Origin of the sequence: Agrobacterium larrymoorei, from assembly GCF_030819275.1 — a bacterium.
In the GTDB taxonomy this organism is placed as follows: Bacteria; Pseudomonadota; Alphaproteobacteria; order Rhizobiales; family Rhizobiaceae; genus Agrobacterium; species Agrobacterium larrymoorei_B.
The window spans coordinates 1,633,394-1,655,551 of record NZ_JAUTBL010000002.1; the positions used below are offsets into that span (position 1 = coordinate 1,633,394).

Sequence of the window (22,158 nt, forward strand, 5' to 3'; positions counted from 1 at the left end):
TGGGTGAATAAATGCGAGGGGCGCGGATGTAAAGACCCGCGCCCCTCGCCATGCGTTGATTTGAATTAGTAGAGACCGCCACCGCCGCCAGTGATGGCTTGATGTGCCTGTGGCGATTCCCGCAGGATCTCTTCCTGCGACATGTTGCCGTCCATGCCGATCACGTCGAAGGTGGAGGCAGGACCCGTACCGGGCTTGAACGCCTCCATGATCGTATCGGGCTCACCCTGCATGGCCGCCATGCCTGTCTTGCGATTGACAGCAATGAAATTCATGCCATTGGGCACGATGAACTTGCTGTGCGGCAGATGCTTGGCCGCCTGGGCAATGAACTCACCAAAGATCGGCGCGGCAAGAGAACCACCTGTGCCACCACGGCCAAGAGGTGCCGGGCTGTCGAAACCGATGTAAAGTCCTGCCACGAGATCCGGCGTATAACCGACGAACCACGCGTCCTTTTCATCATTGGTGGTGCCGGTCTTGCCAGCGACGGGAAGATCGACCTTGATCTTGCCGGCAGCCGTACCGCGCTGCACGACGCCTTCCATCATGGATGTGACCTGATAGGCAGTCATCGGGTCGAGAACCTGCTCGCGCTTGTCGATGATCGTCGGCTCGTTCTGGTTCTGCCATACCGTCGCATTACAGCCATCACAGGCGCGATCCTCATGGCGGAAGATCGTTTTGCCGTAGCGGTCCTGAATACGGTCGATCACAGTCGGCTTGATCTGCTTGCCGCCATTGGCAATCACGGAATAGGCCGAAACCATGCGCATGACGGTGGTCTCGCCCGAACCCAGCGACATGGCGAGCAGAGGTGGCATCTTGTCGTAGATACCGAAGCTGTCGGCATATTCCGCCACCAGGTTCATGCCCATGTCCTGCGCCAGACGAACCGTCATCAGGTTGCGGGATTTTTCGATGCCGAGACGCAGCGTAGACGGACCTGCGACCTCGCCGCCGTAGTTTTGGGGCCGCCAGACTTCACCGCCGGACACAACCTCGAGCGGTGCATCCATGACGACCGAAGCCGGGGTGTAACCATTATCGAGCGCCGCCGCGTAAATGAACGGCTTGAAAGACGAGCCAGGCTGACGCATGGCCTGCGTCGCACGATTGAATTCCGATTGCGCGTAGGAGAAACCGCCGACGATCGCAAGAACACGGCCAGTATGCGGATCCATCACCACCATGCCGCCCTGCACTTTCGGCGGCTGGCGAAGACGGTAAGAATCGCCCTGGCCGGAGACCTTTTCCACATAGACGACGTCGCCGGCCTTCAGCACACCAGCCGGAGACTTGGCCATGCTGCGCTGACCCTTAGAGTCGCGATAAGCCCACTTCATGTCTTCCGGCTTGATCCGGCCGCGCTCGTTCTTATCGGCAGCATCGCTGTCGGCATCGGGGCGAAGACCGATATCGACGCCATCTGCCGTTGCGGCCAGCACTACGGCCAGTCGCCATTCGGGCACATCGCGCAAGGGCTTCAACTTGGAAAGAGCCGCAGCCCAGTCGCCATTGATGTCGATCTGCTCGACCGGGCCATGAAAGCCGCGACGCTCATCATAATCGATGAGACCATCCTGTAGCGCTTTACGCGCTTCCATCTGGATTTCCGGATCGAACGAGGTGCGTACGGAAAGGCCGCCCTTAAGCAGCTTGTCTGCGCCGAACTGGTCGACGATCTGACGACGCACCTCTTCAGCGAAATAATCCGAACCGGCAAGCTGTGGGCCACCGCGGCGAACGTTCACACCCAGGGGCTGCTGCTTGGCTTCCTCGGCATCCGCTTTCGTGATGTAGCCATTCTCGGCCATGCGGTCGATCACCCAGTTGCGGCGCTCGACAGCGGCTTTTTCGCGGCGGAATGGATGATAGTTGGCCGGACCTTTTGGCAGAGCCGCGAGATAAGCCGTCTCGGCAATGGTCAACTCAGTCACGGACTTGTTGAAATAGGTCAGCGAGGCGCTGGCAATACCGTAGGAATTCAGACCGAAAAAGATTTCGTTGAGGTAGAGTTCAAGGATCTTGTCCTTGCTGTAAGCCTGCTCGATACGGAAGGAAAGGATGGCTTCCTTCGCCTTGCGCTCCATCGTCTGCTCGTTGGTGAGCAGGAAGTTTTTCGCCACCTGCTGCGTGATGGTCGAGCCACCCTGCGTCGGTCCGCCGGTCACATAGGCAAGAGCCGCACGTGCAAAGCCGGTCACGTCGATACCGGGATGCTGATAGAAGTTCTTGTCTTCTGCTGAAAGGAAAGCGGCCTTGACGCGATCCGGGATAGCCTGGATCGGCAGGAACAGTCGGCGCTGTTCGGCATATTCGGTCATCAGTGCGCCGTTACCGGCGTGAACGCGGGTCGTGACCGGCGGCTCGTAGCTGTTCAGAACCGCATAATCAGGCAGATCCTTCGTGATCGTTACCAGGTAAAGGGCAACGCCAGCCGCGACCACGAGAAAAAGCGTGCTCGCCAAGCCGAAGAAATATCCAATAAGTCTGATCATATGAGGCTACCGATACTTCGAATCGCACTTTGCGCTTGCCCGTAGGCGCGCAATTTTACATGTAGCGTGCCGTTTTGCACACCGCTTAACCGATGACAAGTCGGGGATTAAGCATTCCCGCTCATGTTATCGAGAGATCGTGTTCGCGCAATCGCAAGCGAGTCCCGCTTTGCTGCCGAATCCTGCCCCCCGAGTAACGCGTTGAATGTGAGTAAAATAGGGCTTTGCCCATCAAATGAGAATGCCGAGCGGTCAAGTTGCTTCGCTTTTCGACGACCGTCGCAAAAGCGTCACAGCGCGTAACGGCTTAGCCGCCATTGGCAAGAGCCTGGGCGCGATACTTGGTCACCGCATCGGCTAAACGTTCAGCCACCTTGTCGCGCCAGCTTTCATCCAGAAGCAGCTTTTCATCCTCTGGGTTGGAGAGAAAACCAAGTTCCAACAGCACCGACGGCACATCATGGGCGCGCAACACCTGAAACCCGGCATAGCGGTGCGGATTGTTGATCAGCCCAACCTGCCCCTCGAAGGAGGAAACGATGTTTTCGGCAAGCGTCACCGAGAAAGCCTGGGTCTCGCGTCGCGTCAGATCGAGCAGGATATCGGCGACTTCCGGCTGCGCATTGGAGACGGTCACACCGGCGATCTGGTCCGAGAGGTTTTCACGCTCCGCAAGGTTCTGCGCCATGCGGTCCGATGCGCGGTCGGAAATCGTATAAACCGTCGCGCCTCGTATGCCTTTCTGGCTCAGCGTGTCCGCATGAACGGAAATGAAGAGATTGGCGCTGTGCTGGCGCGCAATCGTGACACGCTCGGAAAGAGCCAGGAATGTGTCGTCGTCCCGCGTCAGAAACGCTTTGATGCCAGGCAGACGGTTCAGACGGTCGGTCAACTGCTTGGCGAAGGACAGCGTGATGACCTTTTCATCCGTGCCGCTGACCCCGCCCTTGGCACCTGCATCGATACCGCCATGGCCAGCATCCACGGCAATGACAAAGTCCGACTGGTGCGGTGATGTCGGGATGATATCGGGCGTCACGGATGCAGTCGTCGCTGGTGCAAGCGCCTGCCAATCCTGGTTTTTCAACAGATCGGCGAATTTCTGTTTCGAAGCGATTTCAGTATCGAGAATGAAGCGGAAGACCTTGCCACCCTCCTCAGGCTGCACCTTGGCAACGGCAACCTGAACCGGCTTCTTTGCGGTCAGCACCAGACGCGCACTGCCCTCACCCATGCTGCCGAAGCGGACGTCGCTGAAAAGCCCGGTCGCCTTCAGATCCTTGGCAGGAAATGCGAAGCTCACAGCTGGCAAGTCCACCACGATCCGCGCTGGCGAATCGAGATAGTGGACCTCGAATTCAGGTTCTGCGTTGAAATCGAGCACGATACGCGTGCGTGCCTCATCGCCGATGATACGTGCTGCGTTCGCAACGAATGCTGGCGCGGCCTGCGCCTCCTCGCCTGCGACAACAGCAAGAAGCAGGATTGGAAACACGATACGCGAGTAACGCGTGATTCGCGAAAACAAAGCTCGCCTTTTTGATGTCCCTGCCGCCCGCGCCTGAATTTTCATCGTCGCCAATATCTTTTGAGTTTTATGTCGTTTAGCGCGAACATCATCGGCTTCTCAGCCAAAATCGCCGTCTTCCCCTGATGAAGATGGCCTTATTCGCGCTCTGCTGCAACATTCGCAAGCCTTGATGAAGCATTTCTTAACCGCGAAATTCCATCAATGATATGACATATTTAGCCTGCCTATTGCTATTATGACGGAGAAACCATACAACAAGATTGAGGGTTAAAAATGTTGACGGGATAGATTCCCGCCGGCTGCCAATCGAGAATGACTCTGGCGCTGAATTTCGGGCAATCATCTGCCGTCGCTTCATTTTTATCCTGAAACTGGATCAATCCGGCTGTGGCCGGAGACATACCCGGTGGCATGCCACCGATCGCTCTGAGGAGAGCATTTTCATCGGACTCTCAGGAGTCTATTTATTATAGTCGTTCTCGCTTGGCCAATGATGTCGTTGCAGCAGCTTTCATATGAACCGGATACAGGGAGCAGGCACCTCGCCTTGCACGTTGTCCGGATGCTGCCAGTTTACATGCGTCGGGCGGAACACTTCATTTCCGGCACACCCTTGGAAAAAGATGAAAGGCCTGTCCCCGCGGCAGGCCTATTCTCGTATATGACAAGGCTGCGCCGAGGAGCACAGCTTACATGGCAGACAAAATGCTTATCGACGCCTCCCACGAAGAGGAGACGCGCGTAGTCGTAGTTCGTGGAAATCGCATTGAAGAATTCGATTTCGAATCCGAACATAAGAAACAGATACGCGGCAATATCTACCTGGCGAAAGTGACACGCGTCGAACCGTCGCTTCAGGCAGCGTTCGTGGATTACGGCGGCAATCGTCATGGATTTCTGGCCTTCGCCGAAATTCACCCCGACTATTACCAGATCCCGCTGGCCGACCGTCAGGCACTTCTGAAGGCGGAAGCCGAAGAGCATCGCCGTGGCGATGACTTCGAACCGGCTGACGCGCCTAACGAACCCACCATCGATCTTTCCAAGGCTGACCAGCCGGATATCGGCATCGTGGCAGCGTCCGAGGAGAAGGCTGAAGAACCAGTTGCGTCCGAAGAGGTCGTAGCCTTCGAGGAAACCGTCGCCATTACGGAAGAAGTGGTTGCCGGAGAGCAGCCTGCGGAAGAAGAAAAGCCGAAGAAGCGCACGCGCCGTCCCCGTGCAAAGAAGAAGACCGATGCTGAAGAGGCTTCGACTGAGGCGTCTGCCGATGAAGCCTCCGATGAGGATGGCTCCAAGGGCGGCGAAATGGCGGCCATGGTCGACACCGACACGATTTCCGAGGACGTCGAACGGGTTGGCGACGATGACGATGATGATGACGACGATCATCACGAGAAAGAAGTGATCGAGTCGGTCGGCGCCGAAGACGCGATGGAAGAAGTTCCAGACCGCGCCATGCGCAAGCCGCGCAAGCAGTACCGCATTCAGGAAGTCATCAAGCGTCGCCAGATCCTGCTGGTGCAGGTTGCCAAGGAAGAACGCGGCAACAAGGGTGCGGCGCTGACGACTTACCTATCGCTCGCCGGACGTTACTCTGTTCTCATGCCGAACACGGCACGGGGCGGCGGTATTTCCCGCAAGATCACCCAGCCTGCAGACCGCAAGCGCCTGAAGGAGATCGCCCGGGATCTCGAAGTGCCGAACGGCATGGGCGTTATTCTGCGCACCGCCGGTGCCAACCGCACCCGCGTCGAAATCAAGCGCGACTTCGAATATCTGATGCGCCTGTGGGAGAACGTCCGCACGCTGACGCTGAACTCCACAGCCCCTTGCCTCGTTTACGAGGAAGGCTCGCTGATCAAGCGCTCGATCCGCGATCTCTATAACAAGGACATCAGCGAGATCATCGTGTCCGGTGAGGAAGGCTATCGTGAAGCGAAAGACTTCATGAAGATGCTGATGCCGAGCCATGCCAAGGTGGTTCAGCCTTATCGCGATATTCATCCGATCTTCTCACGCTCCGGTATCGAAGCGCAGCTCGACCGCATGCTTCAGCCGCAGGTCACGCTGAAGTCCGGTGGCTATCTGATCATCAACCAGACGGAAGCCCTGGTTTCGATCGACGTGAACTCCGGTCGCTCGACGCGCGAACACTCGATCGAAGAGACGGCACTTGCAACCAACCTTGAGGCGGCGGAAGAAGTTGCCCGCCAGCTTCGCCTGCGTGACCTTGCCGGTCTGGTCGTCATCGACTTCATCGACATGGAAGAAAAGCGCAACAATCGCGCCGTCGAAAAGAAGCTGAAGGACTGCCTCAAGAACGACCGCGCCCGCATTCAGGTTGGCCGTATCTCGCATTTCGGTCTTCTGGAAATGTCGCGTCAGCGCATCCGCGCTTCGGTTCTCGAATCCACGACACAGATTTGCTCGCATTGCGGCGGCACGGGCCATGTTCGCTCGGAATCCTCCATCGCGCTCCACGTTCTGCGTGGCGTCGAGGAATATCTGCTGCGCAACACGACCCACAACATCACGGTTCGCACGACGCCCGAGACGGCGCTCTACCTGCTCAACCACAAGCGCGGCACGATCGTCGATTATGAAGAGCGCTTCGGCGTCTCGATCATCATCGCGGCGGATGCCAGCGTCGGTGCACAGCACTTCGCCATCGATCGCGGCGAAGCCGTTGAAAACCCGGTAAAAATCGAAAACCTCCTACAGGCTCTTCCGACTTTCGAGGAAGACGAAGACGATATCGTCATCGAAGCCGAGGAGGAAGAAGACGAAGAGGAAGTCGTAGCAAAGGTGCAAAGCGCCGAGCCACGGCAGCCCCAGGCTGAAAACAGTGAAGATGGCAAGCGCAAGCGCAAGCGTCGTCGCCGTCGTCGCGGCAAGGGCAATGGCCAGAATGGCGACGTTCAGGCGGATGCCAGTGACGACGCATCGGCTGAAGGCGATGATGAGGATGGCGACGACGCCACCGAAGATCAGGCTGATGCCGCAGAAACCCGTAGCGAAGGCGAAAACGGCGGTCAGGACGAAGGCAAGCGCAAGCGCCGTCGCCGTGGCAAGCGTGGCGGCCGTCGCAACCGCGACGAAAACGGCAACTTGCTGGACGCCGAAAATGGCGATAGCGATCAGGCCGATGCCGATGACGGCGTTGAGGAGAACGAAGCCACCGCTGCAGTCGAAGGCGCTGAGCCTGTAACGGCGGCGGTAGATGCTGCCGAGGCCGAAGCGCCTGAGGTTGACGAAGCCGAAAAGCCGAAGAAGCCACGTCGGACCCGCAAGGCCAAGGAAAAGGCCGAGGAGGCTGTCGAGGCCAAGGTCGAGACAGAAGCACCGGCCGCTGAGGCACCTGCTGCCGAAACTGCCCCTGCCCCGCAGGACGCGCCAGTTGCCGAAGCTCCAGCAGCGCCAGCACCTGCTCCGCAGGCTCCTGAACCTGCCGTCGAAACGGCGCAAGAGGAAACGGACGAGGCTGCAAAGCCGGTCCGCGCCAACCGTGGCGATAACGTCTCCTCGTCCGAACCGGTCGTGACCTCATCCGGCAAGAACGACAGCACCGATGGCGAAGAGCCAAAGCCCCGCAAGGGCGGCTGGTGGCAACGCAAGGGCTTCTTTTGAGCCTTGAATTGCAGCGATTAGACTAAAAAGCCCCGAGATTGGATTTCCTGTCTCGGGGTTTTTCGTTTTCTGTTCGGAGATAACGGTGGGCGCGTGTCGCGATCATCGAGATTTTCTCCCACGCTTTGACACCTTATTCGTCGCGGGACATCATCATCGCATCGGCGACATCTCGAACAGGATTGGTCACAGAATGAGCGCTGCACATTCATTTCTCGGGTTCCCTCCGCAACTCGCTGACGGCAAACCCGCACGCATGGTTATCTTCGGCGCAGCCCATGGCAGCGCCTATCCGGATCAAGGCAGCAGTGGTCATGAAACAGCGGCCGATCAGATCAGAGCGGCAAGCCAGGAAGATGCCTCGTTGATCGAGCACTGGGATTTCGATCTCGGTGGCCCGCTCTTTAATGACGGTCCAATAAACTGCATCGATATTGGCAACATCGAAACTGTGATGCGTGACAATGAAGGCAATCGACAGCGCATAAAAGCAAAGACGCGAGAAATCCTAGCCTTGAGCGCTACTCCCATCCTCATCGGTAGCGATTGTTCCGTGACCTATCCCTTTCTTGCTGCTTTTGAGACAGCTGAACCGGTCTGGGTCTTACAGATCGACGCGCATATCGACTGGCGTGACGAGGTTCAAGGAGAACGCTACGGATATTCGAGTGCCATGCGCCGAGCGAGCGAAATGGCGCATGTGGCAGGCATGGTGCAGGTCGGACTTCGAAGTGTTGGTAGCGCACGAAAAACCGATGTCGATGCTGCAAGAAACTATGGAAGCCACTTTGTAACAGCGAGAGAAATTCACGCTGATGGTGTGGCCGCTGCCCTTCGTCACATCCCGGACGACGCCCAAGTGGTCATCACGCTCGACTGCGATAGCATCGATCCCAGCATCATGCCCGGCGTCGCGGCAAGAACGCCCGGTGGCCTGACCTATACACAGATCATCGACCTGATTACTGGGGTGACCACTCGGGCAAAAATTGCAGGGTTCAACCTCGTCGAATTTTATCCACCCGCCGATATCGACGGATTATCCGCACTGACCGCGTCCCGCATCCTCGTCAACACGATCGGAGCGGTGACCCGCCAGAAATGAGGCATCGTCGTTGGAGCGTTAAACCCCGGGGCTTTGGGGTTTAACACAGCGCTTGAACACCCCGTCTCCTCTTTTTTCAAAAACAAGACCAAGGTGCACACGCCTTGGTCGTTCAGCCGACAAGAGGAGGATCGAGCCGCGCAAAACCTTCCTGGTTCCGATAGGGAAAATGGGGATAGGGAGCCGACACGGCACTGGCTTGATCGAGAGCTGCAATCTGGTCACTGGTGAGGCTCCAACCAACCGCGCCGAGATTCTCCCTGAGTTGAACTTCGTTTCTGGCACCAATGATCACAGACGATACGGTTGGGCGACTGAGCAGCCAATTGAGTGCGACTTGCGGCACTGTCTTTGCCGTCTCGCTCGCGATCGTTTCAAGCACATCGATAACACGGTACATGTATTTCTCCTCAACCGGTGGACCGAAACTTGCCGTGGCATGCAAACGACTTGTTTCGGGCAACGGCGCGCCGCGCCTTATTTTCCCGGTCAATCGACCCCACCCGAGAGGGCTCCAGACAATGGCTCCCAGTCCCTGATCTTTTCCAAGCGGCATAAGATCCCACTCGTAATCTCGGCCCACGAGCGAATAATACACCTGGTTGGCGACGTATCTCGGCCAGCCGTAACGGTCAGCCACCGCAAGCGATTTCATAATCTGCCAGCCAGAAAAATTCGACACGCCGATATATCGAACTCTTCCCGAGCGTACCAACGTGTCGAGCGTTGATAAAACCTCCTCTACCGGTGTGGCGGCATCGAAGGCATGAAGCTGTAGCAGATCGATGTAATCCGTCTGAAGACGTTTCAACGCATCATCAACGGAGCGCAACAATCTAAGGCGAGAAGAGCCGGCGTCGTTCGGGCCATCTCCCATGGGAAGGCTTGTTTTGGTCGAGATAAGAACTCTGTCCCTGCGGTTTTTGACCGCCTCTCCGAGAACCTCCTCCGAGGCGCCGTTGGAGTATACATCAGCCGTATCGAAAAGATTGACGCCTGCATCCAGACAAATATCGACAAGACGTCGAGCCTCATTTGCGTCCGAGTTACCCCAATTGCTGAACAACGGCCCGGCCCCACCAAACGTACCTGCGCCAAAGCTCAATACAGGCACTTTCAGCCCGGACCTTCCAAGTGATCGATACTCCATATCGCCTTCCTTTCTGAAAACACCACCATTTCTAGACAGTATGCCAAAAATGAAATAGACAGCCGAAAGGAACCTCACTTGTGATATGAAGTCATCATGGCCCGGCACGAGATCAATCGCTTTACCGAGATGGAAGTGTTCGTCACAGTCATAGAGGCGGGTGGGTTTTCTGCTGCAGCGAGGCAAGTGCGTTTAACGCCCTCAGCCGTAAGCAAGTTGATCGCACGTCTCGAAGCCAGACTTAGGACCAGACTGTTCAATCGCTCGACCCGACAATTTCAGCTGACACCTGAGGGGTGCACCTTTTACGAGGCCGCGAAGCGCATCCTTGCAGACGTCGCCGAAGCGGAGCAAAGAGCAAGCCAGGGTGAGCAACCAGCCGGTCGTGTGCGCATCAGCACCAGCGCCTCCTATTTCAATCACATACTGGCACCCGTACTACCGCAATTCATGGAGCTTTATCCTGCTGTGACGCTGGACATCTCGCTCACGGATATGCTGGTTGATCTACTGGCTGAACGTACCGACATAGCCATTCGGACAGGACCTCTGAAAACGTCCAGCCTGATTGCTCGCAAGCTCGGAGAAACTGCTCTGACAATCGTGGCGGCGCCGTCTTATCTCGAAAAATACGGCAAACCGCTCGAAGTCGCTGACTTGCAAAACCACAACTTACTGGGGTTTAGCTATGTTCGGTCAGAGCCGGGCTGGAGGCTGCGCGAAAATGATGACGCCGTCGTGATACCTGTGACCGGAAGTCTCCAGATCAGCGATGGAGAAGGCGTGAGACAACTGGCTGTTACAGGTGCTGGCCTGGCGATGCTGGCCGAGTTCACGACCCGCGACGACGTCTTGGCCGGACGACTTGTGCCTCTATTGTCTCACTGCAACACTGGAGACAAAGAAGTCTTCTACGGCGTTTATGTAGGGGAAGGAGGTCCGATTCCCTCACGCATCAAAGCGGTCTTGGATTTTCTGTCTGAACACGGAAGAGTTCGGTGATAACTGGCAAGCTGAATCATCCCGTGCAAACGCCACACAGGCGCAGCCAAGTGCTCAGCCTATAGCTTGCCCGTCTTCATCCTGATCGTTTCAAGCAAGATTGCAGCGCCCCGTTCACCCGGCGGAATCTCGGTCTGTAGCCTGTTCTGCACCAGCTCAAAACCCTCCAACATGGCGCGGCGTTGGATCGTGTCTGAAGATAATCTCTCCGCCCAGCGCAACATGGAGCCTGAACGCACCACTTCATTGAAATATTCCGGCACGACAGCGTAGTCGGCGATCAGATTGGGTAAAGCGCCGGTCCATGTCTTCACCCGCTTGCTCAGCATCGTGAAAATCCAGTCGGTCTTGTAAACAGACACGACCGGGACATGGCAGAGCGCGAGTTCAAGGATCACTGTACCGGAAGCTGCGATCGCCGCATCCACCTCGGCAAAACAACGCCACTTGAATGCCGTGTCGGTGCCAATCTCAGGCCGGATCGCCTCAGGCCAAGAGGCGGCAAGGTCCCTGATCCGCTGCTCCTGTCTGGGCACGGTGGGCAGCACAAATCGCGTTGGTCCGTTCCGCTCGACGAATGCCTGTGCCGCCTGCTTGAATGGCTCCATCAGTCTGGTCGTTTCCGTTGAGCGCGAGCCCGGGAGAAGAAGGATCGTCCGCGCTTCGCCAGCAGTTGGCACGGGACGCAGAGCACGCTCTGCACGGACCGCCAGAACGTCCGCATCGACACTTAGCCGGTGACCGACGAAAGTGGTTGTCGGACCGCCAAGGCGCTGCATTGCTTCCGGTTCGAAAGGCAACAGCGCCAAAACGTGATCGACGTAAGAGAGCATCGCGGTCGCGCGATATTCTTTCCACGCCCAGACGCTTGGGCAAACATAGTTTACCACCGGCAGGTTTGGCAGCGCCTTTCGAACGCGCTTCGCAACGCGGTGCGTGAAATCGGGGCTATCGATGATCAGCAGCGCATCCGGCTTATAGGCGATAATCGCGTTCGCCGTCTCCTTGATGCGGGAAATCAGTTGCGGCAGCTTCTTCAAAACCTGAGTGAAGCCCATGATCGACAATTCGGAGTAGTCGAACAGCGACGTCAGGCCTTGCGCCGTCAGCTGTTCACCGCCGACGCCAAAAAGCTCTACCTGCCCCGGAAATTGTGTTTTCAGTGCGCGAACGAGATCGGCGCCCAAGAGATCGCCGGAGACTTCGCCGGCCACGACAGCAAGTTTCAGCACGCCATCCGTCACATCATGTCTCCCTCAAGCGACGTGTCGATGCCGCAAACGAACAAGCCTGCCGCATCGGCGGCTTTCAACATCTCATCGCGATCAAGGATAAACGCCCTGCCCGCCTCCACCGCTATGCCGGCAAGGCCAGCCTTCGCTACGTTGTCGACGGTCGAAGGACCGATGGTGGGAAGATCGGCGCGGATATCCTGCTGCGGCTTGCAAAGCTTGACAAGCACGCCCTTGCGGCGCTGCGAGATGCGCCCTGCCGCACGAAGCGTAGCCACCCGCTCCAGCATGCCATCGGTACCCTCAACGCCTTCCATGGCAACGATACGTCCACCGACGGAAACAGCACCCTGCCCGACATCGAGAACGCCGAGCGCCAGCGCCGCCTGAGCGGCTTTTGCGATATCCTTGTGATCCTCATCGCTCGGCTTGATCTTGCCAAGCGGACCGGTGGTCGCAAGAAGTGCAGGTGCAATCTCATGGGCGCCGATCACGCGAGCGCCCTGCGCTTCGATCAGGCCAATCACCATCTGCAGGACGGTGTCGTCACCGCCGGACAACAGCGTGCGGATGATCGACGGCATCTTGGCGATCATCTTCAGGTTCGGCCGGATCTCCCGCCACTCGGGACGCCGTGCCACGCCACCGGAAAGAACCACCCGATCAATGCCGTAGCGGCTGAGAAGCTGACCCAGGCCTTTGACGTCGCCGACACTGATAGAGGTATTTTCGAACTGCGACCAGTCGAGATCGGCTTCGTTCTTCAGACGGATGATCAGCGGGTTCTCCCCCGCCGATCGTGCGGCAAGCGCCACATAAAGGGGAAGAGAACCACTACCGGCGATGATCGCCAGACGCTGGCCGCCCACAGCCACCGCGTTACTTACCGCGGTTCGGCGAGGAAATCGCCCGGTCATTGGCCGCAGCGATGAAATCGACGATTTCAAGCGCTTGAGGGCAATCGAGATAGTCCTCGCGAATGGCGGCCGCGTTGGCGCGCACATTGCCTTCGCTCTCGAAAATCTGCTTGTACGCCCGGCGAACGGTGTGGATATCCGCACGTTCGATGCCTGCACGTGTCATGCCGACGACGTTAAGCCCGCTCAAGACACCCGGATTGCCGTTCAGCATGCCGTAAGGAATGACATCATAGCTGACAGCCGACAGCCCACCGATAAAGGCTTGGCGACCAATACGGGTGAACTGGTGCACCGCGCAGCCGCCGCCGAGGATAGCCTTGTCCTCAATGCGAACATGGCCGGCCAGCATGACATTGTTCGACAGGATGATCTCGTTGCCGAGAATGCAATCATGCGCGACATGCGAATTGGCGAGGAAGAGGTTATCGTCACCGACAACTGTTCTGCCGCCCCCATCCGAGCTGCCGGTGTTCATCGTCACACCTTCGCGGATCGTGCAGCGCGCGCCGATATCAAGCGTCGTCTCGGAGCCATCGTGACGGATCGCCTGCGGCTGACCGCCGATCACGGCCATGGGATGGATGACCGTATCCTCACCCACCACCGTGCGACCCGTGACCACCGCATGATTCAACAGCTTGACGCCATCGCGCAGCGTGACCTTTGCGCCAACATGGGCAAACGCAGCGATCTCGACATTCTCACCGATGATTGCGCCGTCCTCGACGACCGCCATCGGATGAATCCTGGCCGAAGCCGCAACCGCACTCATTGCTGATCCTCTGGGATCATCATTGCGCCGACATCAGCCTCCGCAACGAGAGCGCCATCGACCTTGGCTTCGCAATGGAATTTCCAGACATTACCGCGCTGACGCTGCTTGACGACGTGAATTTCCAGACGGTCACCCGGTACCACGGGCTTGCGGAAACGCGCATTGTCGATCGTCATGAAATAGACGAGGTAACCGCCGCCATCCTTGTTGCGAGCACAAATGGCGCCTGCCGTCTGCGCCATCGCCTCAACGATCAGAACACCAGGCATAATCGGACGATCCGGAAAATGACCGGTGAAATGCGGCTCGTTGACCGTCACATTCTTGATGCCGATCGCAGAATTATCGCCGTCAATGTCGATGATCTTGTCGATCAGCAAAAAGGGATAACGATGCGGCAGCAGCTTCATCACCTCAAGGATGTCAGCCGCGCCAAGCGTCGTTTTCGTCTCTTCAGACATTCTTGTCTCCTGTTTTCCTATCGCGTTCTTCTGCGCGGGCGAGAATATCGGCCATATCGCGCAGGAAATGTTTTATTGGGCGCGCGGGCGTCCCGCCCACCTTCGCGCCTGCGGGAACGTCAGACACAACGCCACTCATGGCCGCGATCTGCGCACCATCGCCAATTGTGATGTGACCATTGATGCCAGCGGCGCCGCCGATCATCACGCCGTCGCCGATACGGGTGCTTCCCGCTATGCCGACCTTGCTGACGATGCCGCAGTGGCGACCGATGCGGACATTGTGCCCGATCTGAACCTGATTATCGATCTTCGTACCTTCACCGATCACGGTGTCATCCATCGTACCGCGGTCGACTGTCGTATTCGCGCCGATTTCGACATTGTCCTGAATGATGACGCGCCCAATCTGGACGATCTTGATCATGCCGCGCGGGCCTGGCGCATAGCCGAAACCATCCTGGCCGATACGCACGCCATTGTGGATGATAACGCCATTGCCAAGAAGAGCCGAAAGAACGCTCGCGCCACCGGCAATCGTGCAGTCGCGGCCAATCTGAACCTCGGCACCAATAATAGCCCCAGGCCCGATCCGTGTCCCCGAACCGATACCAACATTTGCACCGATGACGGCAAAGGGCTCGACGATAACGCCGGGTTCGAGCGTGGCACTCGGATCGACATAGGCGGAAGCCGACACTGCTGTCTCGTCAGGCGTGACGGCAGAAGGCCGCATCGCAGAAGGATGCAGAAGCTCACTGGCCTGGGCGAAGATCGTGTGGGGGTTCTTGCAGATAAGAGCCGGAATATGATTCGGCACGATGCTCTTCAGCGACTCGTCACAAATGACGGCTGCCGCGTCGCATGTCAGCAACTCATCCCGGTTCTTGCGAGACAGGATGTAACAGAGCTGATCCGGCTTGGCGCGCGATACCGGCGCAATTGACCTTACGACTCTATCGCCAAAGGCCTCATCAGACAGTTCCGCCCCAAGACGGACTGCGATATCTTTCAATCGCAGGCCTTCATGAGGCGGAAAAAAAGCGTTGTAGTCCATCACACGGATACTCCAGAACATTCAAACTCGCAGTTCTGGACTGCCGATATCAGAAAGTGTTGGACATGCCAAACCGGAAACGCTGTTCCTCGTCGTAGCTTTCCTTGGCAATCGGCACAGCGTAATCGACGCGCAGCGGACCGAACGGAGACGCCCACATGATGCCGATACCGGCAGATGCACGGATCGAGCTGTCATCCTGGACGCCAGCCGAATTCGCAACCTTGTTGCCATAGAGCGTGCCGGCATCGACGAAGCCAGCGAGACGCAGGCCAACATCTTCCGGAACGAGCGGCATAGGCGCGGTGACTTCAGCCGAAGCCGCAAAATACGTCGTGCCGCCGATCGCGTCGGAACCGATACGCGGACCGATACCATCGTTCTTGAAGCCGCGGATCACACGGCCACCAATCTTGAACTGGTCGAAGACGTAGAGATTGTCGCCCGTCGGAACAACATAACCGGCCTGACCTGTCAGCGAGCCAATGATGTCATATTCGTCCGAAAGCGAGTGGTAATAGCGAACCTTACCGTAGATCTTGTAATATTCCGAATCGCCACCGAGACCTGCAAACTCGTTGGTCAACGCAGCCTGCCAGCCTTCGCGTGGCATGTTGCGGTCGTCCAGCGTGTTGTAATTCAGCGTGTTCGAAATGATCGACTGCGTCCAGTCACCACCTGCAATCAGGTCACGATAAGGAGCCGCGAGATTTGCTGGGTTGTTCCAGTCGCCCTTACCATCATAGTTGAACTGCTTATAGGTGTACTTGAACGTCGTACCGAGGTTTTCCGTGATCGGCGCGGTAACGCGGAGCGTGAAACCCTGTTCGTCGTAATTGTAGAACTCTTCCTTGCTGCTCTGGCTTTTGAAGATGTCGAAACCGGCTGCAAGACGATAGCCAAGGAAGTACGGCTCGGTGAAGGACAGCGTGTAGCTGCGCGCATCATCCTGACCGGCACCTGCGGCAACGCGGATATACTGACCGCGACCCAAGAAGTTCTTTTCTTCGATCGAGGCTTCCAGCAGTGCGCCGTCATTCTGCGAGTAACCTGCGCCGATACCGAAAGAGCCTGTCGGCTGGTCTTCGACATCCACGACGATCACGACGCGGTCGGGAGCGCTTCCCTGCGAGGTGCTGATATTGACCTTGGAGAAGTAGCCAAGCGCTTCGAGACGACGCTTTGCAGCGCTGATAACGGTCTGGTTGAACGCGTCACCTTCGCTGATGTCGAACTCGCGGCGAATGACGTAGTCACGCGTACGCGTGTTGCCACGGATTTCGATGCGTTCGACATAGGCGCGCTCGCCCTGATCGACGATATAGGTCACGCCGATCGTGTTGCCTGCGAGGTCACGGTCGCCACGCGGCGTCACACGGGCAAAAGGATAGCCTTCCGCCGCAACGCGCTTGGAAATCGCTTCCATGCTCTGCTGCACTTCCTTGGCGCTGTAGTAAGAGCCGGGCTTTGTGTCGACAAGACCCTGAAGTTGCGACCCATCGATACCAGGCACCGTCGACTCAACGGCCACATTGCCAAAGTTGTAACGCTGGCCTTCATCCACCGTAATGGTGACGGTGTACTCGTTGGTCGCCTCGTCGAGGACGGCGTTCGAGGACACGACGCGGAAATCGGCGTAGCCACGGTTGTAGTAGAACTGACGCAGCGACTCTTCGTCAGCGCGCAGCTTGTCTTCATTATAGACGTCCTTGCGTGTCAGGAACGACAGCATGTTGGACTTCTTGGTGTTGATCACGGCGGCCAGACGGCCATCGCTATAGGCATTGTTGCCGACGAAGTCGATGCGCGCGATCTTGGTGCGCTCGCCCTCATTGATCTGGAAAGCAAGATTAACGCGACCCTGACCGACCGGCACGACCTGCGTCGTAACCTCGACTTCGCTGCGACCGATATTAGCATAGGCTTCTTTGATGCGCGCAATATCAGCCGTCACGACCGTCTGATCATAAGGTCCAAGAGACTGCGTCTGGACGATAGCCTGCAGCTTGTCGTCCTTGATCTTGCGGTTGCCGTTGAAGACCACCTGATTGACGAGGTTGTTCTCGCTGACCGTCACCACGAGGGCATTGCCTGCCACGCGCATGCTGACGTTGGAGAAGTAGCCCGTTGCGTAAAGACGCTTTACCGATTCATCGATATCGGAATTGGAAAAATTGCGACCGGGAGCGATCGTAATGTTGGAGCGAACAGCATCTGCACCGGCGCGTTCAGCACCCCGAACATCAATTCTGCTGACGACAGCTGCATTGGCAACACCGGCAGAAGCAAGTACCCCCAAAGCTGCAATCGAAGAAACACCAGCAGACAGCGCAACCGCTGATACCGCGTTCAAAAATCTTGAACCAGCCTTCATTTCAAATCTTACCTTTTCCCGTTGTCCCTCAGCGGGCGGAACCCGACTCCGGCCATCTGCGTCGTTTTACCTGCTTTTCCTCTACAAGCAAGCCCGACCGTTAATTTCTGTTTACTTCGCAAGTCACCGTGGCCCAATCGCCACTTTGGCTTCAAAACAAGGTAAACACCCTCTTAAAAAAGCAGCTCGAAATCGCTCTTTAGCCAATCAAGCTGCTGATATCGTTCCAAGTCGCAAAAACCATCAGACTGAAAATCATCGCAAGCCCGATGCGAAATGCGACTTCCTGCGCGCCCGATCCGACAGGTCTGCCACGCACCGCCTCTATCGCATAAAACACCAGATGGCCGCCGTCCAGAATGGGAACGGGCATGAGGTTCAGTAGTCCAATGGAAATTGACAGAACGGCGGCAAGCTGGATCAGCGCCCCCACGCCAAGCGTTGCCACCTGCCCCGATGCCTGCGCCACACGCACCGGCCCGCCAAGTTGATCGGCATTCATCCGTCCCGTGACGAGGTTGCCGATATAGTTGAAGGTGCCGGTGATGACATGGCCGGTTTCCCGCACACCCTCAACAAGCGCCTCCACAGGCGTGTAGCTCACATGACGGAAATTGCCACGCGTCTGGTCGGTGGTGATGCCAATGATACCAAGCTCGATCTTATTGCCGAACTGATCCGTCGTTTCCGTGCGTGTCGGAACCATGGGCAGCGACAGATCGCGACCGTCTCTCTCCACCGTCACATTGATCTGCGTACCCGGGCGGATGGAAACATAGCGGCGGACGTCCTCAAACGTCTGCACCTTTTCGCCGTCGATCGCGATCAGGCGATCACCCGGCAGAATGCCTGCTGCCTGGGCCGCACTATCGGGGCGCACCTCGGACACGACCGGATCGGAAATCATCCGGCCATAGATCGTGAAGAGGACCGTGAAGATCAGGATCGCCAGAATGAAATTGGCGATGGGGCCAGCAGCAACAGTGGCCGCACGCTTCCAGAGCTTTGCACCGGCAAGCGTCTGCGCTCTCTCTTCAAGCGTCAGCCCGGAAAGACCATCGCTGTCCGGCTTGCTGGATGCATCCTCGTCACCGAAGAATTTGACATAGCCGCCAAGTGGAACGGCAGAGATCTTCCAGCGTGTGCCGCGCTTGTCGGTAAAGCCGATCAATTCCGGCCCGAAACCTACCGAAAACGCCGTGGATCGAATGCCGCACCACCGTCCAACGAGGTAATGTCCCATTTCGTGGACGAAGACCAAGAGCGAGATCACCAGGATAAATGGCACCATATAACCGGTTAGAAAATTAACCGCAGCCATCACAGTGTCCATATTGTTCCCGATTCCCTTACGTCGCGTCTCTTGTCACGTATCTAGCCAGATCAGAAGCCGAGCAAGATACCGTCGCCCGATCCTGGCACATCACCGGTTACTGCCGCGTGAACCACTGCAATCAGGAATACGGTAAAGCAGGCGAAAACAAGACCGTCAACCCGGTCCATAAACCCACCGTGGCCTGGGATAAGATTGCTGGAGTCCTTCACCCCGAACCGGCGCTTGATGAAAGATTCAAACAAGTCGCCGATCTGGCTGAAGATGGAAAGCGCCAGCGCCAGCAACAGTACGGTCAGCGAGATGCTTCCATGATAGGCAAGCGCAACAGCGCCGCCCGCAACCAGGCCGAAAAACGTTCCGCCAGCAGCACCAGACCATGTTTTCCCCGGCGAGATCGAAGGCGCAAGCTTCGGGCCACCGATCGCACGGCCGACGAAATAGGCAAGGATATCCGTCGCCCAAACGATGGCGAAGACGAAGAGCATGGCAACAAGGCCGGTTGATTCCTCGCCGCGAATGGCTGCAAGCGAAATGCCGCTCAATGCTGAGTAGACAATGCCGCCAACAAGCCACCAGTTCGGGCCACGAAGAATCGGAAACAGAGCAGCGGTGATCGCACAACCCGACAGCAATGGAAGATCGAGAGAACTTTCACCAAAGATCGTATTGCCGCTCATCACCGCGACGGAAAACCATCCCCAGGCGTAGCCCGTCGGATTGGTATCGGAAAGCTTCGTGATCGTGCTCCACTCATAATAGATGAGGAGAGACAGCAGGCCCGCGACAGCGCGGAACATAATCCCGCCATACCAGGTAGCCGTCAGAATGACCGCGGCCATGACGATGCCCGAAATGATCCGCAGCTTTAATTCGCGGCTCATCAGGCGCCCGCCATCGCAACTTGAGTGGACAGTCCGCCGAAGCGACGGTCCCTCGTCATGTACTGATCGATCGCAGCCACGAGGGTCTGGCGATTGAAATCAGGCCAGTAGTCCGGAATGAAGAGAAATTCGGAATAGGCTGCCTGCCACAACAGGAAGTTCGACAGACGCTCCTCGCCGCTGGTGCGGATGATGAGGTCCGGATCAGGAATGCCTGCCGTATCAAGCCGGGCGGAAATCGCTTCTGGCGTGATCGCGGACGCATCGATCCGGCCTTCTGCGACATCGCGGGCGAGAGACGCCGCCGCGCGCGAAATTTCATCACGCGAACCGTAGTTGAATGCGATGATGAGGGTAAGCGCGGTGTTGTCACGTGTCGTCTGCTCGGCCTCCTCCAGCAGAGCACGGATGTCATCCTTGAGCCCTGCCCTGTCGCCGATCACGCGAACGCGCACATTTTCCTTGTGAAGTTCAGCAAGGTCACGACGAATGAATGCCTTGAGAAGACCGAGAAGATCCGAAACTTCCGATTGAGGCCGGCGCCAATTCTCAGACGAAAAGGCGAAAAGCGTAAGATACTTCAAACCGCATTCGCCCGCGGTCCGAACGGTCTCGCGGACGGCCTCTACTCCCCGCCGATGGCCCATGATGCGCGGCAAACCGCGCTGCTTGGCCCAACGACCGTTACCATCCATGATGATGGCGACATGTTCAGGTAACGGGGAAGGTGCGGTTTCCGACATCTCAATCCATTCAGACAGTGCGGAGTTTAACGAGGTTAATCAATGCAAGGCTCGGCGCAAAGCCGATTATACCTGCATGATTTCCTTTTCTTTCTCAGCGAGCAAGCGATCAATTTCAGAAATCGTGTCGTCTGTCATTTTCTGAACTTTGTCAGACTTGCCACGGCTTTCGTCCTGACCGATGTCACCGTCCTTTTCGGCCTTTTTTAGACCTTCCATGCCGTCACGGCGAACATGGCGAATCGCAACCTTGGACTTTTCGGCATAATCGTGAGCAACCTTGACGAGCGACTTACGGCGCTCTTCATTGAGCTCGGGAAGCGGAATACGCAGGTTCTGGCCATCGACAATCGGATTGAGACCAAGATTGGATTCGCGAATAGCGCGGTCCACAGCACCCACCATGGTCTTGTCCCAGATGTTCACGCCAAGCATGCGCGGCTCGGGAACGGTGATGTTGGCGACCTGCGAAAGCGGCACGCGAGAGCCATAAGCGTCGACCGTGACAGGGTCGAGAATGTTCGCAGAAGCGCGTCCGGTGCGCAGCGATGCGATATCGCTCTTGAACGCGTTGATGGCACCGTCCATGCGGCGCTTGATATCATTCAGGTCAATACCACTCATCTAGATACTCCATTTCGTTCTGGCCTTGACGGCCCATTATCTTGACCGGCGCGCTTCGAGCCGCCGGTGATTATGCGTCGTGCACGATGGTCTTGAGACCGCCGCCCGTCAATATTTGCGCAAAGCCGCCCTTTTCGTGGATCGAGAACACGATGATCGGAATATGGTTTTCACGCGCAAGCGCAACCGCCGCCACGTCCATCACGGCCAAGCCCTTGGCCAGCACTTCGGAATGGGTCAATTGGTCGAAGCGGGTTGCGGTCGGATCCTTCTTCGGATCGGCCGAATAGATGCCGTCGACCTGCGTTCCCTTGAAGATAGCTTCCGCCCCCATTTCAGCGGCACGAAGGGCCGCAGCGGAATCGGTGGTGAAGAAGGGATTGCCGGTACCGCCAGCGAAAATCACAACCCTGCCCTGCGACAGATGGTGAATGGCAGCGCGCTGCGAAAAACTCTCGCAAATCTCCGGCATGGCGATGGCAGAGAGAACAACCGTATCGATCTCCAGCTTACGCAGGGATGTTGCAAGCGCCAGCGCATTGATGACGGTCGCCAGCATGCCCATGTGGTCGCCGGTCACGCGATCGCCGCCCTTGGAGGCAACTGCTACACCGCGAAAAATATTCCCGCCGCCGACGACGACGCCCACTTCGACGCCCATGGCGCGCGCTTCCGCAATATCGGAGGCAATACGGTCAGCGACGGCAACATCAATGCCGAACCCCTGATCGCCCATGAGGGCTTCGCCGGACGCCTTGAGCAGAACACGTTTATAGAGCGGCTTGGAAGACATCATGACTCCTTTAAGCAGGTCGCGCAAAGATCCTTGAGCGGCT

Annotated in this window: 17 protein-coding genes; 3 read left to right on the forward strand and 14 right to left on the reverse strand. The window is 57.4% G+C overall.

The window, feature by feature from the left end; genetic code table 11:
- Nucleotides 1–65: 65 nt before the first annotated feature.
- Together QE408_RS16605 and QE408_RS16610 are read right to left on the reverse strand one after the other, a co-directional pair.
- The gene (locus QE408_RS16605) at nt 66–2,501 is read right to left on the reverse strand and encodes a penicillin-binding protein 1A (RefSeq protein ID WP_306933075.1); all 2,436 of its coding nucleotides are present in this window, start codon (nt 2,499–2,501) and stop codon (nt 66–68) included.
- A gap of 307 nt (nt 2,502–2,808) precedes the next feature.
- Nucleotides 2,809–4,074 carry an N-acetylmuramoyl-L-alanine amidase gene (locus tag QE408_RS16610; protein WP_306933077.1) on the reverse strand — a complete coding sequence of 422 codons (1,266 nt, stop codon included), beginning with the start codon at nt 4,072–4,074 and terminating at the stop codon, nt 2,809–2,811.
- Nucleotides 4,075–4,725: 651 nt separating this feature from the next.
- Here QE408_RS16610 and QE408_RS16615 point away from each other — a divergent pair.
- Both QE408_RS16615 and QE408_RS16620 read left to right on the forward strand, forming a co-directional pair.
- The gene (locus QE408_RS16615; protein WP_306933079.1) at nt 4,726–7,662 is read left to right on the forward strand and encodes an Rne/Rng family ribonuclease; all 2,937 of its coding nucleotides are present in this window, start codon (nt 4,726–4,728) and stop codon (nt 7,660–7,662) included.
- A 193-nt stretch (nt 7,663–7,855) separates the two neighbouring features.
- Nucleotides 7,856–8,767: an agmatinase gene (locus tag QE408_RS16620; RefSeq protein ID WP_306934831.1), complete on the forward strand. Its 912-nt coding sequence runs from the start codon at nt 7,856–7,858 to the stop codon at nt 8,765–8,767.
- 112 nt (nt 8,768–8,879) lie between these two features.
- Here QE408_RS16620 and QE408_RS16625 read toward each other — a convergent pair whose 3' ends face one another.
- Entirely contained in the window at nt 8,880–9,917 is a 1,038-nt protein-coding gene (locus tag QE408_RS16625) for an aldo/keto reductase (RefSeq protein ID WP_306933082.1), read from the reverse strand.
- A 96-nt stretch (nt 9,918–10,013) separates the two neighbouring features.
- Here QE408_RS16625 and QE408_RS16630 point away from each other — a divergent pair, with 96 nt between their 5' ends.
- Entirely contained in the window at nt 10,014–10,919 is a 906-nt protein-coding gene (locus QE408_RS16630; protein ID WP_306933083.1) for a LysR family transcriptional regulator, read from the forward strand.
- 59 nt (nt 10,920–10,978) lie between these two features.
- Here the strand turns inward: QE408_RS16630 and lpxB are convergent, their stop codons facing one another.
- From lpxB to pyrH, 11 genes are all read right to left on the reverse strand, one after another.
- Nucleotides 10,979–12,163, reverse strand: a complete 1,185-nt coding sequence (gene lpxB, locus QE408_RS16635; RefSeq protein WP_306933084.1) for a lipid-A-disaccharide synthase — start codon at nt 12,161–12,163, stop codon at nt 10,979–10,981.
- Entirely contained in the window at nt 12,160–13,026 is an 867-nt protein-coding gene (locus tag QE408_RS16640; protein WP_306933086.1) for an LpxI family protein, read from the reverse strand. Before QE408_RS16640 ends, lpxB begins: the two co-directional genes overlap by 4 nt.
- 4 nt (nt 13,027–13,030) lie before the next feature.
- On the reverse strand, nt 13,031–13,843 hold the full coding sequence (gene lpxA, locus QE408_RS16645; protein WP_306933088.1) for an acyl-ACP--UDP-N-acetylglucosamine O-acyltransferase: 813 nt from the start codon (nt 13,841–13,843) through the stop codon (nt 13,031–13,033).
- On the reverse strand, nt 13,840–14,307 hold the full coding sequence (fabZ, locus tag QE408_RS16650; protein WP_062598479.1) for a 3-hydroxyacyl-ACP dehydratase FabZ: 468 nt from the start codon (nt 14,305–14,307) through the stop codon (nt 13,840–13,842). The genes lpxA and fabZ overlap by 4 nt, the downstream gene beginning before the upstream one ends.
- Nucleotides 14,300–15,364, reverse strand: coding sequence for a UDP-3-O-(3-hydroxymyristoyl)glucosamine N-acyltransferase (gene lpxD / locus QE408_RS16655; RefSeq protein ID WP_306934832.1), 1,065 nt, complete (start codon nt 15,362–15,364; stop codon nt 14,300–14,302). The genes fabZ and lpxD overlap by 8 nt, the downstream gene beginning before the upstream one ends.
- Nucleotides 15,365–15,413: 49 nt before the next feature.
- A complete protein-coding gene (gene bamA, locus QE408_RS16660; protein ID WP_306933090.1) occupies nt 15,414–17,738 on the reverse strand; it encodes an outer membrane protein assembly factor BamA in 2,325 nt (774 codons plus the stop codon).
- A gap of 199 nt (nt 17,739–17,937) precedes the next feature.
- Nucleotides 17,938–19,059, reverse strand: coding sequence for an RIP metalloprotease RseP (gene rseP / locus QE408_RS16665; RefSeq protein WP_306933092.1), 1,122 nt, complete (start codon nt 19,057–19,059; stop codon nt 17,938–17,940).
- A 62-nt stretch (nt 19,060–19,121) separates the two neighbouring features.
- Nucleotides 19,122–19,955 carry a phosphatidate cytidylyltransferase gene (locus QE408_RS16670; protein ID WP_306933094.1) on the reverse strand — a complete coding sequence of 278 codons (834 nt, stop codon included), beginning with the start codon at nt 19,953–19,955 and terminating at the stop codon, nt 19,122–19,124.
- Complete coding sequence (locus QE408_RS16675; protein ID WP_306933096.1) at nt 19,955–20,698, reverse strand: isoprenyl transferase; 744 nt, start codon at nt 20,696–20,698, stop codon at nt 19,955–19,957. Before QE408_RS16675 ends, QE408_RS16670 begins: the two co-directional genes overlap by 1 nt.
- Before the next feature lie 66 nt (nt 20,699–20,764).
- Nucleotides 20,765–21,322, reverse strand: a complete 558-nt coding sequence (gene frr / locus QE408_RS16680) for a ribosome recycling factor (protein ID WP_306933098.1) — start codon at nt 21,320–21,322, stop codon at nt 20,765–20,767.
- A gap of 70 nt (nt 21,323–21,392) precedes the next feature.
- The gene (gene pyrH, locus QE408_RS16685; protein ID WP_306934833.1) at nt 21,393–22,115 is read right to left on the reverse strand and encodes a UMP kinase; all 723 of its coding nucleotides are present in this window, start codon (nt 22,113–22,115) and stop codon (nt 21,393–21,395) included.
- Between the last annotated feature and the right edge of the window lie 43 nt (nt 22,116–22,158).